13 protein-coding genes are annotated in these 14,658 nt (G+C 65.4%); 6 read left to right on the top strand and 7 right to left on the bottom strand.

Features of this window, described 5'->3' with window-relative positions; all coding sequences use genetic code 11:
- The first annotated feature begins 17 nt into the window (after positions 1–17).
- Genes H5J25_RS15435 through rutA form a run of 6 tightly spaced genes read left to right on the top strand, consistent with a single transcriptional unit; the run spans position 18 to position 5,478 of the window.
- Positions 18–1,538, top strand: a complete 1,521-nt coding sequence (locus H5J25_RS15435) for an ABC transporter permease/substrate-binding protein (protein WP_202096421.1) — start codon at positions 18–20, stop codon at positions 1,536–1,538.
- Positions 1,538–2,374 (top strand): oxygenase MpaB family protein, encoded by an 837-nt coding sequence (locus H5J25_RS15440; protein ID WP_202092553.1) that lies wholly within the window; start codon positions 1,538–1,540, stop codon positions 2,372–2,374. The genes H5J25_RS15435 and H5J25_RS15440 overlap by 1 nt, the downstream gene beginning before the upstream one ends.
- 58 nt (positions 2,375–2,432) lie before the next feature.
- Positions 2,433–3,161, top strand: a complete 729-nt coding sequence (gene rutB, locus H5J25_RS15445) for a pyrimidine utilization protein B (protein WP_404829544.1) — start codon at positions 2,433–2,435, stop codon at positions 3,159–3,161.
- Positions 3,162–3,194: 33 nt separating this feature from the next.
- Positions 3,195–3,578 (top strand): pyrimidine utilization protein C, encoded by a 384-nt coding sequence (gene rutC, locus H5J25_RS15450; protein ID WP_202092557.1) that lies wholly within the window; start codon positions 3,195–3,197, stop codon positions 3,576–3,578.
- A 41-nt stretch (positions 3,579–3,619) separates the two neighbouring features.
- Entirely contained in the window at positions 3,620–4,399 is a 780-nt protein-coding gene (rutD, locus tag H5J25_RS15455) for a pyrimidine utilization protein D (RefSeq protein WP_202092559.1), read from the top strand.
- Between the two features lie 2 nt (positions 4,400–4,401).
- Positions 4,402–5,478 carry a pyrimidine utilization protein A gene (gene rutA, locus H5J25_RS15460; protein ID WP_202092561.1) on the top strand — a complete coding sequence of 359 codons (1,077 nt, stop codon included), beginning with the start codon at positions 4,402–4,404 and terminating at the stop codon, positions 5,476–5,478.
- Between the two features lie 10 nt (positions 5,479–5,488).
- On the opposite strand, the gene H5J25_RS15465 is transcribed toward rutA, so the two are convergent.
- The 7 genes from H5J25_RS15465 to H5J25_RS15495 form a co-directional block, all read right to left on the bottom strand.
- Complete coding sequence (locus H5J25_RS15465; protein WP_202092563.1) at positions 5,489–6,094, bottom strand: PilZ domain-containing protein; 606 nt, start codon at positions 6,092–6,094, stop codon at positions 5,489–5,491.
- A 2-nt stretch (positions 6,095–6,096) separates the two neighbouring features.
- Positions 6,097–6,396, bottom strand: coding sequence for a hypothetical protein (locus H5J25_RS15470; protein ID WP_202092565.1), 300 nt, complete (start codon positions 6,394–6,396; stop codon positions 6,097–6,099).
- Positions 6,397–6,401: 5 nt separating this feature from the next.
- The gene (locus H5J25_RS15475) at positions 6,402–6,911 is read right to left on the bottom strand and encodes a hypothetical protein (RefSeq protein ID WP_202092567.1); all 510 of its coding nucleotides are present in this window, start codon (positions 6,909–6,911) and stop codon (positions 6,402–6,404) included.
- Positions 6,908–11,791 (bottom strand): DUF11 domain-containing protein, encoded by a 4,884-nt coding sequence (locus H5J25_RS15480; protein ID WP_225883171.1) that lies wholly within the window; start codon positions 11,789–11,791, stop codon positions 6,908–6,910. Before H5J25_RS15480 ends, H5J25_RS15475 begins: the two co-directional genes overlap by 4 nt.
- Before the next feature lie 231 nt (positions 11,792–12,022).
- Positions 12,023–13,126, bottom strand: coding sequence for a DUF11 domain-containing protein (locus H5J25_RS15485; RefSeq protein WP_202092579.1), 1,104 nt, complete (start codon positions 13,124–13,126; stop codon positions 12,023–12,025).
- 65 nt (positions 13,127–13,191) lie between these two features.
- Positions 13,192–13,668: a DUF11 domain-containing protein gene (locus H5J25_RS15490; protein ID WP_202092581.1), complete on the bottom strand. Its 477-nt coding sequence runs from the start codon at positions 13,666–13,668 to the stop codon at positions 13,192–13,194.
- 11 nt (positions 13,669–13,679) lie between these two features.
- On the bottom strand, positions 13,680–14,597 hold the full coding sequence (locus H5J25_RS15495; RefSeq protein ID WP_202092583.1) for a hypothetical protein: 918 nt from the start codon (positions 14,595–14,597) through the stop codon (positions 13,680–13,682).
- Between the last annotated feature and the right edge of the window lie 61 nt (positions 14,598–14,658).

Genomic DNA, 14,658 nt, shown 5'->3' on the forward strand with positions numbered 1-14,658 from the left:
GCGCGTTCCTGGAGGCGATGGGCCGCGTGCCCGATCTGCTGGCGTCGCACCTGTTGCTGGCGGCATCGGCGCTGCTGGCGGGACTGGTGATCAGCCTGCCGTTGGCGGTCTGGTCTGCGCGGAATGCCCGCGTCGGGCGGGTCGCGCTCGGTTTCGCGAGCCTGGTCCAGACGATACCGTCGCTCGCGCTGCTCGCGTTATTCTACCCGCTGTTGCTGTCGCTATCGACCCTGGTCGGGGGCGGGATACCTGCTTTGGGGTTCCTGCCGTCGCTGCTCGCGCTGACCTTGTATGCGCTGTTGCCGATCCTGCGCAACGGCGTGACGGGGCTGGCCGGGATCGACCCGGCGGTGATCGAGGCGGCGGACGGGGTGGGCATGACGCCGGCGCAGAAATTGCGGCTGGTGGAGGCGCCATTGGTCGCGCCCGTCCTGATGGCGGGGATCCGGACCGCGGCGGTCTGGACGATCGGCGCGGCAACGTTGTCCACCACCATCGGCTATCCGAGCCTCGGCGACATGATCTTCGCCGGATTGCAGACTCAGAACTGGGCGCTGGTGCTGGCCGGATGCGTGAGCGCGGCGGCGTTGGCGATGGCGGTGGACGCGATGCTCGGCGTGATCGAACACGGCATCCGCCACCGCCGCCACGCGCAGGTCTGGATCGCGGCGGCAGTGCTGGGGGCGGGCGTGCTGGTCGCGCTGACGCCGTTATGGCCGAAGTCGGGTGACGATCAGGTCGTGACGATCGGCGCGAAGAACTTCTCCGAGCAGTATATCCTTGCGCGGTTGATCGGGCACCGACTGGAGCGTGCGGGATACCGGGTGCAGTATCGCGAGGGGCTGGGTTCGGCGGTGATCTTCGGTGCGCTGAAGAGCGGCGATACCGACGTCTATGTCGACTATTCCGGTACGATCTGGGCCAATGAGATGCACCGCAAGGACGTCCCCCAACGCGCGCCGATGCTGGCGCAGATCGGGGAATGGGCGTCAAAGACTTCCGGCGTGAAACAGCTCGGCGCGCTGGGTTTCGAGAATGCCTATGCCTTCGCGATGCGCGGCGACGATGCGAAGGCGCGCAAGATCGCATCGCTGGACGATCTGGTCGCGGCCGCCCCGACGCTGAACCTCGCTTCCGATCTGGAGTTCCTCGAACGGCCCGAATGGGCGGCGGTCCAGCGTTCCTATCCGCTGAGGTTCAAGTCAGCGCGCGCCTATGCGCCGACCTTCATGTACCGCGCGCTCGACAGCCGTCAGGCGGACGTGATCTCGGCATTTTCGTCCGACGGGCGGATCGCCGCGCAGAAATTGACCGTGCTGACCGACCCACGCCGCGCGATCCCGGGCTATGACGCGATCCTGCTCATCGCGCCGAAGCGCTCCGGCGATGAACGGTTCAACGCGGCGTTACGGCCGCTTATCGGACGCATCCCGGTTGAGGCGATGCGCGAGGCTAACTACATGGTGGATCGCGATACCGACAAGGCAACGCCGGAACAGGCCGCGCGCTGGCTCGAGGAACGCCTGGGATTACGCTGATGCCGTTGCGCGATCATTTGAGGAGCCGGCTCGTCGGGGAAGTCCGGGCGATCTTCAACGACAAAAATCGCGGCGAGCAACCGGTGCAGCGCCGCGACGACGGCCTGTTCGGCCCCGGATCCGCCGCCTGGACGGTGCATGGCGACGTGACGACGATGATGGTCGGCGGCGTCGCGGCATTGCTGTTGCAGATGCTCCACCCGGCGGTGCTGGCCGGCGTCTGGGATCATAGCGAGTTCCGCAAGGACATGCTGGGGCGGCTGCGGCGGACGGCACGCTTCATCGCCGTGACGACGTTCGGTGCGCGTGACGATGCCGAGGCCGCGATCGAGCGGGTGCGATCGATCCACACCTATGTCTCCGGCACGCTGGCCGATGGCACGCCGTATCGCGCCGACGATCCCCGGCTGCTCGCCTGGGTGCATGTGACGGAGATGACGAGCTTTCTCGATGCGTGGCTGATGTATGGCGATCCCAGGATGTCGCTGGCGGATCAGGATCGGTATTTCGCCGAAACCGCACGGATCGCGCGCGATCTGGGGGCGGACCCCGTGCCGACCACCAAGGCCGAGGCGCTGGCGCTGATCGCCGAGATGCGGCCCGAACTGAAAGTGGATGCACGCACGCGGGAAGTGGCCCGCATCGTCCTGACGCAGCGCGCGCCGAAGCTCGCGGCGCAACCCGTACAGGCGATGACGTTCCAGGCGGCAGTCGACCTGTTGCCGCATTGGGCGCGCGAGATGCACGGGCTGCATGCATCGACATTGGGACGGCCATTGGTGTCGGCGGGGACGCTGGGGCTGGCCAAGACGTTGCGCTGGGCGTTCCACGGCTGAGGGCTACCACGCGCTTTCACCCTTGCGAAGCGCGCAGGCCCGCCGCAGACTTGCCCCCATGACGATGACCGTAACCACCGCTGGCGCCGATACCGCGCGATCCGGCGTGACGATGATGGCCCGGCCCGAGCCTTTGCGCATGGCGCCCGAAGAGACGGCGGTCGTCGTGATCGACATGCAGAACGCCTATGCCTCGCCCGGCGGCTATGTCGATCTGGCGGGGTTCGACATTGCGGGGGCGGCGGCGGCGATCGAGCGGGTCGGCATGGTGCTGGATACCGCGCGCAAGGCCGGGGTGCAGATCGTGTACCTCCAGAACGGCTGGGATGCGGAATATCAGGAAGCGGGCGGCCCCGGTTCGCCCAATTGGCACAAGTCGAACGCGCTGAAGACGATGCGCGCGCGGCCCGAACTGCACGGTCAGTTGCTGGCGCGCGGGACGTGGGATTACGAGATCGTCGATGCGCTGGCGCCGCAAGCGGGCGACCTGCGCGTGCACAAGACGCGCTATTCGGCATTCTTCAATTCGCAACTGGACAGCGTGCTTCGGTCGCGCGGCATCCGGAATATCGTGTTCGTCGGGATCGCGACGAACGTCTGCGTCGAAAGCACGCTGCGCGACGGCTTCCACCTCGAATATTTCGGCGTGATGCTGGAGGATGCGACGCATCATCTGGGACCGCCGATGATGCAGGAAGCGACGGTCTACAATATCGAGAAGTTCTTCGGCTGGGTTTCGACCGTGGCCGATTTCTGCGGGTCTTTCGGGCAGGTGCCCAAGGACTGATCCCCCGCCCCCGCTTTAGTCTCCGGAGACAGCATGCCGTTCGAACCGATCAATCCGCCGCAATTCCCAACGCCGATCGCGCCCTATTCCGCCGGGGCGAAGGCGGGCAATACGGTCTATGTTTCGGGTGTGCTGGCGCTGGGCGAAGGCGGCACGGTGTTGCATGTCGGCGATGCCGCAGCACAGACGCGCCACATATTGGACGTCATCAAGATCACGCTGGAGGCGGGCGGCGCGACGCTGGAGGATGTGGCGATGAACCATATCTTCCTGAAGGATCTGGCCGATTATGCCGCGTTCAACGCGGTCTATGCCGAGTATTTTCCGGGCGCGAAGCCGGCGCGCTATTGCATCAAATGCGATCTGGTGAAGCCCGATTGCCTGGTCGAGATCGCTTCCGTGGCGCATATCGGTTGAGCGCCTTCCCGCTTCGTCACCCCTGCGCATCGGACGGTTAGTTGGCGGAGGCTGGTGGGCTGTATTACGAGGAGCATGGCAGCGGGCCGCCGCTGATCCTGTCTTCGGGGCTGGGCGGGTCGGCGGGATATTGGGCGCCGAACCTGTCTGCGCTGGCGGAGCATTTCCGCGTCATCGCCTATGATCATCGCGGCACGGGGCGCAGCGACCGCACCGTCCCGAGGGGCGGGACCGGCGTGGCGGGCATGGCGGCGGACGTCGTGGCGCTGATGGATGCCCTCGCGATCAAGCGGGCCGACTTTGTCGGGCATGCGTTGGGCGGGATGATCGGGCTGGAAACGGCGATCTCAGCCGGGCGGATCGACCGGCTCGTCGTCATCAACGGCTGGGTCGAACTGGATGCACATACACAGCGATGTTTCGACGTACGGCTGACGCTGTTGCGCGACAGCGGGGCGGAGGCGTTCCTGCACGCACAGCCTCTATTCCTCTATCCGCCCGACTGGATATCGTCGCACGATGCGGAGTTGCGGGCCGAGGCGGCGCACCAACTGGCGCATTTCGCCGGCGCGGAAACGACCCGGCGCCGCATCGACGCGGTGCGGTCCTACGTGCCCGATCTGGTACGGATGTGCGACATTCCGGCGCTGCTCGCGCTCGCGACGCGCGACGACATGCTCGTGCCGATGCAGCGGTCGCTGGACGTCGCCGCGCACGTACCCGGCGCCAGAACCGCGACGTTCGACTGGGGCGGCCATGCCTGCAATGTCACCGATCCGGACACTTTCAACCGCCTCGTCCTCGATTTCCTCAGGAGCTGAACATGCAAGTCGGTGTTTTCGTCCCCATCAACAACAATGGCTGGCTGATCAGCGAAAACGCACCGCAATATAAGCCGAGCTTCGACCTCAACAAACAGATCGCGCAGTCGGCGGAGAAGCACGGCCTGGATTTCCTGCTGTCGATGATCAAGCTGCGCGGTTTTGGCGGGAAGACCGAATTTTGGGAATATGGACTGGAAAGCTTCACGCTGATGGCCGGGCTGGCCGCGGTGACCGAGCGGATCAAGATCTACGCCACTTGCCCCACGCTGATCATCCCCCCGGCCTTTGCCGCGCGGATGTGTAACACGATCGATTCGATCAGCCACGGCCGGTTCGGTTTGAACCTGATCACGGGGTGGCAGCGACCGGAATATAGCCAGATGGGTTTGTGGCCGGGGGACGAGCATTTCCGCAACCGCTACAAGATGCTCGACGAATATGCCCAGATCCTGCGCGAATGCTGGGAGACGGGCGGCTCCGATCTGAAGGGCGAATACTATCAGATGGACGACTGCCGCGTGAAGCCGCAGCCGACCGGCGACATGAAGATCATCTGCGCGGGGTCGTCCGAAGAGGGGCTGGCCTTCTCCGCGAAGTGGGCGGATTACGCCTTCTGTCTGGGCAAGGGCGTCAACACGCCGACCGCCTTTTCATCGAACAACGACAAGCTGGCCGCCGCGACCGCGAAGACCGGTCGCGACGTGTCGATCTTCGTCCTCGTCATGGTCATCGCCGCCGAGACGGACGAAGAAGCGATGGCGAAGTGGAAATCCTACAATGACGGCGTCGATCTGGAGGCGATCGCCTGGCTCGCGGATCAGGGCGCGGTGGACAAGCATAACAAGGACACCAACGTCCGGCAGCTTGCCGCGCCCGAAGGTGCGGTCAACATCAACATGGGCACGCTGGTCGGCAGCTACGAAAGCGTCGCGCGGATGCTGGACGAGATGGCCGCAGTGCCGAACACCGGCGGCGTGCTGCTGACGTTCGACGATTTCGTCGAGGGGGTCGAGGCGTTCGGCACGCGGATCCAGCCGCTGATGAAATGCCGGGAGCATATCACAGCGGCGGAATGAAACTCCGGCGCTACCCTTCCAGGCAATCGCGCAGGTTGCCGAGGGGCAGCGGGGTCGAAAAGTGCATGCCGAATGCGTTGCCCTCGACCCAGCGGACGGTGCCGAACAGGCATATCTGGTGACCGGGCAGCAGGATCTGTCCGGTCTGTCCGGGTTCGACCGCGACGTTTGCCTCCAGCCGGACGCCGCCGGGGGAGATGTTCGAGATCTTCGCCTTGAACTGGCGTCCGGACAGCCGGACCACGGCATCGAGCGTGACGTCGAAGCGCGGTGCGCGCGCGATTTGCCCGTCATCGCTCGTCTGGCAGAATACGGGTTCCAGATTCTGCTTTTCTACGAATTGCATGCCGGCCTTCATGCCGTTGACCCAACGGACATGCGCGGTGCACCGGGGCAAGCCGCGAAGCTCGATCTCCAGCGCCTGCCCGACGGCGGGCGTGAAGCTCATCCGTGCCATCAGTCCGTATTCGGACAGGTTGAGCACGAGACAGGCATTGTCGTTCATGCCGTCATTGACCTTTCCGATCAGCAATACCGTCGAGGCGCGCGCAGCTTCGCGGCGGTCGACATTGGCGGACGGTACGGTCTGGGGTGAAGGGATTGTTTGGTAGAACATGATCATACATTCCTTTCACTTGATCGCGCGAACCAGCGATCTTCGGGATGAATTGAGGTGAGGCGCGGATCCGGTGTCATCGCGCGGAGCATTCGTGCGCGGAACTTCACCCGTTGCCAGAATGTCGCGTCCTTAAGACGCCACTGCCGGATCGCCTCGCAACAGAAGGATTCGATCAGTTCCTCGCTTTCTTGCCGGTCGCGCAGCGCGAAGCTGGCGGCCAGCTCCTCGAGCGCGGCGACCTGATCGGCCTCGGGCGGGGTGCGCATCGACTGCAACCCATTTGGATAGAAGCTCATCATCTCTCCTATCTCAGCATGACGCGATACCGAAGGCGGAAGGCGCCGCCGGTGGTCATGATGCCGTTGCTCATCGTCACGCGGATGCCGCGGACCTTGCCGTCATATCCCGTACCGTCGTCCTGCGGCAGATAGGTCCAGGTGACGCCGTCGGAATATTCGATGCTGCCATAGGTCAGGCCACTCGACAGCAATTGCAGGCCGAGCAACGTGCCGTTGGTGAATTCGACCGCGGTGGAGCCGCTGCCGTAGGGAAGAACGCGGAACTTTACCGTCGCCGGGATGACGTCCTCGATCACGACGTGGCGGATCGTGACGAGGTTCAGCAAGGGATTGGTCGCGACGAGCGAATAGTCGATCGTCGCGCCCGGCAGGTTGCGCGCGGGGGTGAGCGTATTGACCTGATCTCCGACGATCGTGCTGGTCTTGTCGACATTCAGATCGGCGGCGATGGCCGGCGTGGTCATGACCAGCGCGGCAATCAGCGCGAGGATCATCCGGAGTGAAAGCGGGGTCACTTCCGTCCTCCAAAGATCGCGCGGGTAGTGTTGCCAATGGTCCGCTGGTCGAATTTCATCCGCATCGTGATGTACGGGCCGTGCCGGGTGTAGCGATCATCCTCGAAGTCGCGATCGCGATAGCCGGCGACGTTGTAGCCGCCCGTGATCCAGACATTCTTCGCCGGCGAGACACCGATCGACGGGCCGCCGCTGAACGCCACCGCGCCGCGATCCCAGGCGTGCTGGACCGAGCCCTGCATGCCGATGTCGAAGCGGGTGCCGATGTCCTTGCGCAGTTCGAAGCCGGTGACGTGGATATACCCGGTATAAATGTCGTCCTGAAACCGTCCGCGCACATATTTGGAGCCATAATAGAGGGTCGCTTCGAAGCCGTGCCCGTTGCCCTCGGGGCCGGAGCGATAGTTGATCGCGAGATTGTTGATCGCGCGGCTGGTGACCTGATCGCCCGCCCCATAGGCCGGGACACCCAGATTGTTGCCGGCGGAGAAGCCGGCATCAGCGCCTTCGTGGCGCAGTTCGAAGCGTTCCAAGATGGACCAGCGGCTGTCGAAGGGGCGCAGCGCGATGGCGAGATCCGCCGAGGCATAGGTGCCCGATGCACCACCCGCGTCCGTCGTCCGATAAGCGCGGATCGAGGATGCGAGCGTCTGACCCTCGCCGAGCGAGCGCAGGAAGTTGGTCGTGAGGCCGAGCCGCTTGTCAGCGGCGGCGTCGCGATATTCGATCCGCCCGTTCCACGACCAGCGATTGGCACGATAGGCCGCGCTGAGCGTGGCGGCGGTAAAGCTGCCGGTGCTGCCCGTATTGCCGAAGCCCCCCGTGGTCGAGGACGAAACCGAGCCGATCGAGCCGCCCGACGCGACCGGCTGGAAAGGATTGATCACCGCACCGGTCGGGACGCGCCCGCTGATCGTCGAGGCGGCATCGAGCGTGGCGTCGAACGTCCAGTGCTTGCCGACCGGCAGCGACTGGCTGAGGCCGTATTGCGCGAAGGTGCGGCCGCCATTTTCGGCCACGGCCTGCTGGTTGAGCGTGCTCATCAGCTTGGCACCGGTCCAGGGCGCGACGTCGAAACCGATCTGCTTGGTATGGACGACGAATTCCTGGCCGTTCGCGATTTCGTATCCGCCGATCAGGCGGATGCCGGGCGTGATGCGATAGGCCGCGGTCAACTGGTGACGGATCGGGAAGTCGACGCTGTCCTTGTCCCCGCCCGGCGCGAACTGGGTCTGGCCGGACACGGTCAGGTCGCCGCCGAACAGGATCTGGCTGCCACCGAGGGTGAGCAGGCGGGAGTCGCGATCCTTGCCGTCGCGGCCACGATCCATCGCCACCTGGGCGCCGATGAAGACGGTGCCGGTGTCGCGGCGATATTCGAGCCGCATATCGCCGGCGGTGCGCGTGCCCGGCCCTTCCAGCTGCTGCTGGTGCCAGGCCGAGCCGGTCAGGTTGAGCCGGCCGGATAGATGGACCTTGCCGTCGAAGCCGAACTTGCGCGTCCCCGCCTCAACCAGATTCTGCTGGCCAAGACCGAAGCTGGCATCCTGTTGCCGGGCATAAGCGAGCACGTCGGCGACCGGGCCGTGATGCTCGACCTCCGCGGTATAGGCCTGGCCATCGCGCAGTCCGCCGCGCCCGCCGGTCGCCGCTTCGGCGCGCAGCAGCGTGCTGGTGGTGAGTTTTGCCTTCAGGTCCACGCCCGCAACGGTGGCGACGCCGACGGTTTCGTCGCGAATGCCGCTGACGCCGACTTCGACGCGGCCCTGCGCAAGCTTCGCGGCGACGCGGGCGGCGGCGACCAGCTTGCCGCTGCGACCGCCGTCGACTTCGTAATCGGCGACGATGAAGACCGGGTTGAGGTCCAGATCGCGGCTGAGCACGGGTTCGCGGAAGCGGATCGTGCCAGCGACGATATCGATGTCATAGTCGATGTGGCGAGCGAGTTCGCGGCTGGAGACGATCAGTTCGGAACGGAAGCGGTTGCGCACCTCGATCCGCAACTTGTCGCTGTTCGGCACGATGTTGCGGCCCGACAGGCGATACGGACCGCTGAGGCCGTTGCCCTGGATCTCGTCGCGCGAATACAGAGTGTCGGTGGTAGCAGCGAAGCCCGTCGCGCGCAGTTTCGTGCCTTCGTATGCCGCCTTCAGGCCGTTCAGCGTGCGGCTGTAGCGGGTGAGTTGCGTGTCGGTGAAGCCGGTTTCGAAGTCGCCGAAAAGAGCGTAGAATTCGCGGCGTTCGAGACGCAGGTACAGCTTGCGCCGGGTGGCCGCGTCATAGCCCTGCTGCGAGCCGTCGCCATAGACGGTGTAATAGCGGTCGGGATCGATCGTGCCGAGCAGCCCGCGCGTCGGATCGTACTTCCGGTCGCTGTCATAGGCGATCGTCAGCAACCACGATCCTTTGACTCGACCCTTGGCATAGAAGCTCAACTGGCCGTCCGTGACGACCTTGCCGCGTTCGGCGACGGGCAGGCCGGACGAATGCTTGCGCAGCGTGTCGTAGCCGATCGTACCCGATCCGAAGCCGACGACCATCCAGTCCTTCTGCGCACCCGACAGCCAAGCGCGGATCTCGCTGGTACGGGTGATCTTCTCATCGGTCAGCGCGATCTTGATCTGGACGGCACCGGCCTGCGTCGTGGGCTGCAGCGCAAGGAACGCGATGCCATCGTCGCCGACGACGCGCGCAGTGGTGGCGGCGCGATCGCGCCCGGCAAGCTGGCGGCCCTGTTCGAGTTCGGCCTGCACCGCGGCGGTGTAGGGCTGATCGACTGTGAAGGGGACGACGGTGCCGGCATGGACCGGACGCCCATCCCTGTCGGTGACGCGCACCGCGATCAGCGGGCGCGTGAGGCCGTCGGCGACGAGGCGGCTTTGCGCGGCGTCATAGACCGCGTTCGCGGCGGTTCCGGACACGCCGACGGTGCGGGCAATCGTCTGAACCTCACGCCCATCGGCGGACAGAATGCGCGCGACGAGCTGGTTCGTGCCCGATCGCAGCGGGAGGCCGGACCAGCGCGACACGGCGACACCGGTGCTGTCGTTCACATCGGTACCGTCGAAGGCGAGCGCATCGCCGCGGACGCCGTTGATCGTCAGCGCGACATTCTGCCCCGGCAGGTGCTTGACGACGACCCGGGTGACCGGCGCACGGGGATTGTAGGTTTCGGTCGGGAAAAGCATTGCGATGCCCGGCGTCTGGCCCGTGAGCCAGTCGCGATTGCCCGCGGCGGTGGCGTCGTCGATCTGGGTGACCGGCAAGTCCGCCAGGGAAGATACGGACTTGCCGGTCGGACGGAGCTGAAAGTCTACGCGCTTCAACAGTCCGCCATCTGCTTCGACGAAGCGCGAGATCGCGCTTCCGGCCTGTCGTGTATCGACATCGCACGCGACCGCTTCATGGGAAGCGGGGATGCTGGCAGTGTCGAGTTGCACGACGTGACGGCCTGGGCGTACGCCCTCGATATGGTACAATCCGTCGCGATCGGTGACGACGAACGTGCCGTCCTCCATCAACAGGCGGATTCCGGCTATCCCTTTGCGATGGCTGTCGGGATCGCCGCAATTTCCTTCGCTGACACGACCGATGATAGTCATCGCATCGGTGAAGAGCAGGCTGCGCAGGCGCACGGAGGCCATCGCTTCGTTGCTTTGAGCATTGGCGCCGAGCACGCGGGCGCGGTTCAGCGCCTCGCCCTGCGGCGCACCGGGCGCGATACTGACGACGTAACGGAGTTCTGCCGTGCCGCCCGCCGCGATCGACGGAATGGTGAAATCCAGCGTGCGTCCATCGGTCGCGACCCTGGGTTCCGCCCCGCCCCGCGTCGATCCGCGTTCGTAGCGGAGGCCGGCGGGCAAAACGTCCGAAACGTGTAGCTCGCGCGCCGCCAGAGTATCCCGGTTGGTTATCTGCAGCCGGTATTGCACGAAGTCGCCCGGCGATGCCTCGCGCACCGACGCCGCCTTGGTCAACAACAGCGCGGCGCTCGTCGGCCGATCGAGCGGGATATCGACATAGAAGGGATCGGGTTCCGCCAGCGTCAGCCATCCGCCGAAGCTGGTCGGGTTGATGATGAAGGGCTGGCCCGTGGGGTCGCGCAAGGCGGCGATGACGGCCGGGTCCTGTACCGAGGGTGCGGTATAGTCGCCGGGGGGCTCGATCCGCAGCGAATAGGTACCGGGCGCGGCGAGCGGGAAGCGGAAGCGACCCGGACGACCGGGATAAATACGCCCGCTGCTGTCAGTGACGGTTTCGCCGCTGATGACGGTGGAGGGATAGCGCGAGACGCCGTCATCGCCGTAGACCTGCGCCGGGTTGCCCGCCGTGTCGACCAGCGTCACGCGCGTGCCGTCGACCAGCGCGCCGGTGCGGGAATCGAACGTGAAGCCCGCTGGATCGATCAACAAAGACGCGCTGGAACCGAAGCTGAAGCCGTCTTCGATAAAGCTGAGCTTGATCGTGACGCCGCGTTTCGTCCGAACATCGCAGGGTACCAGATCGGGATATTTCCCGGTCATGGAGGCCGGAACGCCGCCCGCGAAGACGCCCGTATCGGGCCCGGTTTCCACCAGGGTCAGCGTGGTGTGGATCGGCCCCGCGTCGACATCGATGACGGCGTTTTCGCGGGTCAGTGGATCGCGATTGCTGCCCTCGCTGTCGAGGGCGAGGATCAGGTCGGTATGGATGTCGATCGTCTCGACCAAAGGCGCCGCCGCATAGTCCGCAGCATCGATCGGTGCAGGCGTGAAGGTAGGGATGGGCGAGCCTTTGCAGGCCATGCCCGTCATCTCGTACTTCATCGGCGTGAGATGGAAACTGAGCGAGGTCGGACGCTTAGTGCGCGTGACGTCGAGCGAAACAGTGTTCGATGGCACGATGCGGTGACCATCGCCAACCGTATAGGTTAGCGATGCTGTGTTGGTCACGCGCCCCGGGCCCATCTGGGGCACCTGGGCCCGGAGCGCGGTGACGCTGCTCGACAGGCCGAGGACAAGGGCGCTGACGCGCGCAAGAGTGCGGAAACTGGACATAAGGGGGTGCTGTCCGGCGCACGGGGGTTTCCCGCGCGCCGGCTGGCAAAGTTCCTTTTCGGTAAGGGCGTCTGTTTAGTTGATCGTGACCTGGAAGCTGACCGCCATCGACGTACTGCCCAACAGGGTCGGGATCGACGCGGTCACCGTTTTGGTCGTCGCGTTGAACGATCCGCCATACGGACTGAGCGGGACGGCCGACCCGTCGTCATTCGCGGCGAACCCGCCAAGAATGCAGACGCCGCCCGTGCCGAGACCGCCGATCCGGATCGATCCCGGAACATAGGTGGTGTTCGTCGGGATCACGTCGGTCAGCGTGATGCCGTTTGCCGGGACGAGCAGGCTGCTATTCTGGATCGTCAGGCAATATTGCACCGTCGCGCCGGGGATGGCCTTCGGCGCGATCAGATTGACGTTGTCCGTCACGACCGCCGACGTTTTCGTAATGCTGAGATTGGCGGTGCGTGCGCCGACTTCATATTGCAGGTAGGCGCGGGCCTGTCCGTTGCGCGCCGCGTCATAGCCGAGCAATCCGTCGGTATCGGCATCGGCAAAGACGATATCCTGATCGGCATTCTGGTTGAGCAGATTGAGATCGGTCGCGACGAGCGCCTGCCCCGCCGTCCCCGTCGCGCCGCCGATCGCGACCTGCGCATTCAGCGAGACCGAGGCGTAGTTCGCCGACGTGGTGTTGGGTACATCGGCGACGACGAAGACCAACGCCGAGGCGTCGGGCAACATCTCGTCCAGATACGTCACGAGCTGGTCCTGCGCGTCCCATTGGCCGTTCGTGTTGGAATCGACATAGATGCGGACGTTGCCGACATCGTAATTGTCCGTTCCCGTGCCGCCGGCGCCGAGGATCTGGCTGGTCGTCAGCAGCATGTCCTGTGTGCCGTTGGTATTGTTCGTCACGCGGAACGCCATCACCGCGTTGGACTGGCCGAGATTGACGATCGTGTTGGTGTTGGGGTCGGCAGCGACGGTGACGTTGACCTTGCGGTCGACGACGAAGGTCGACAGGTTCGATTGCACGCTCGCCGGCGTGCCGTTGACGGTATAGGTGGCGTTCGCCTGGTTGCTGATGACCGTGCCGGCGGACGTGGTCTGCGCATACGCAGCCCCGCCGACACCGAACGTCGCGACCGCGGTCGTTCCCGACAGCAGAAGTCGCCGCATCCCTTTTGCAGTCATTGAAGATACTCCGTTGAAAATGGTGTGTGGGTTGGGGTTGAGGGTGGTGGTCATTTGATGACGGCCTGGAATGCGAGTTGGCCTTGCGCGCCGGCCGCCACCGGACTTGCGAGGCGCCACCGGACGGTGGTGACATCGTCAGGCACCGCCGCGCGCGAAGTCCCGGCGGCAGTCGCCACGCGGAGGCCGGACAGCGGGCCGAAAGTCTTGCCGTCGACCGAAAGCTCAGGTGCGGCGGAACCGGGATTGGCGGCGCGATAGGCGATGTTCGCCGGCACCGGATTCGCGAGGACGAGGTTCGCGATCGGCTGCGTGCCGGTGTTGCGATAAGTGAGGACGAAGACGACGCGGTCGCCGGGGACGATCTTGTCCGCCTTGACCAATGCGATGCGCGTCGTGCCGTCGGCGGCAGCGACACGCTTCTCCGTCTTGACTTCGCTGACCAGCGACAGCGGGCCGGCGGCATAGGCCGCGGTGGCGGAGATGGCCGCGACGGCGGCGGCGGCGGCGATGATATGCAGGCGCATCTGATGACTCCTCATTGAATCCGGACCTTGAACTTGATGGTGTGGATGACGGGATCGACCGGCGCGCCGAGCGCGACCGCGATGGCCGAGGCGGTCGCGGTTCCGGCATCGCCGTCCGCGCCGTCGGTCAGCGATGCACCGTCGAGCATCAGGCTGCCGGGCACGTAGCTGGTACCCGCAGGGATCGGATCGTCGACGCGGACGCCGCTGGACGGGCCCGGGATGCTGGCGGTGAGCGTGTAGGTGATGACCGCGCCGCTGACCGCGCTGGCGGATCCGTCCGCCGCCAGGACCGACTGGGTCTTGACCAGGGATCCCTGTGCCGCCTGGCCGATCGTGGGGACGATGATCTGCCCCTGTGCGCCGGTCGGACCGACCAGTGCGTCGCCGCCGCCATCGCCCCGGCCGGGGAATGCGGTGCCGGGCGAACCGCTGCCGGTGACCGCGCGGGCGACGATGACGTTCTGTACGCCGTCGAACTGCCCCTCGTCGCCGATCAACAGCAGCTGGAGTTGTGCGCCGGGCGCTATCGAGGGCGTGATCGCGCTAGCCAGCAGTTGATCGCGCGCGGCGTCGTAGCGGCCGTCGCCATCCACATCGATCGCGAAGCGCGATGGCGGCGTGTCGGTGCCGTCGGTGGCGGACAGGGCGAATGCCTCCTGCCCATTGCCACGATTGGTGACGACGAGCCCGATCGATGTCGTCGCCGGGGTGATCGGTTCGTTGCCACGCCGGGCGAGCGCTATGTCGAGCCGCTCCGCCACCACTGTCGTCACCGTATTCGACTGTGCGGCGATCGGCTGACCGGCAATATCATAGCGCAGGGCGGCAGTATTGGGGATCGGCGTTCCGGCAGTCGTCTCGGCCCGCGCGGAGCTGGATACTATTGCGACCGTTCCGGCCAGCATCGACGCGACACACGACTTCACACACGGGCGCCTGAACCCGTTTGATCCTGTAACGATGTGAAGGCGTGCGCGCATGGTTCCC

Origin of the sequence: Sphingomonas aliaeris (assembly GCF_016743815.1) — a bacterium.
In the GTDB taxonomy this organism is placed as follows: domain Bacteria; phylum Pseudomonadota; class Alphaproteobacteria; order Sphingomonadales; family Sphingomonadaceae; genus Sphingomonas; species Sphingomonas aliaeris.

Bases quoted from the DNA above. Each gene is read 5' to 3' on its own strand.
- H5J25_RS15435 (WP_202096421.1), top strand. From the start codon at position 18: ATGGGCCGCGTGCCCGATCTGCTGGCGTCGCACCTGTTGCTGGCGGCA.
- H5J25_RS15440 (WP_202092553.1), top strand. From the start codon at position 1,538: ATGCCGTTGCGCGATCATTTGAGGAGCCGGCTCGTCGGGGAAGTCCGG.
- rutB (WP_404829544.1), top strand. From the start codon at position 2,433: ATGACGATGACCGTAACCACCGCTGGCGCCGATACCGCGCGATCCGGC.
- rutC (WP_202092557.1), top strand. From the start codon at position 3,195: ATGCCGTTCGAACCGATCAATCCGCCGCAATTCCCAACGCCGATCGCG.
- rutA (WP_202092561.1), top strand. From the start codon at position 4,402: ATGCAAGTCGGTGTTTTCGTCCCCATCAACAACAATGGCTGGCTGATC.
- H5J25_RS15465 (WP_202092563.1), bottom strand. From the start codon at position 6,094: ATGTTCTACCAAACAATCCCTTCACCCCAGACCGTACCGTCCGCCAAT.
- H5J25_RS15470 (WP_202092565.1), bottom strand. From the start codon at position 6,396: ATGATGAGCTTCTATCCAAATGGGTTGCAGTCGATGCGCACCCCGCCC.
- H5J25_RS15485 (WP_202092579.1), bottom strand. From the start codon at position 13,126: ATGCGGCGACTTCTGCTGTCGGGAACGACCGCGGTCGCGACGTTCGGT.
- H5J25_RS15490 (WP_202092581.1), bottom strand. From the start codon at position 13,668: ATGCGCCTGCATATCATCGCCGCCGCCGCCGCCGTCGCGGCCATCTCC.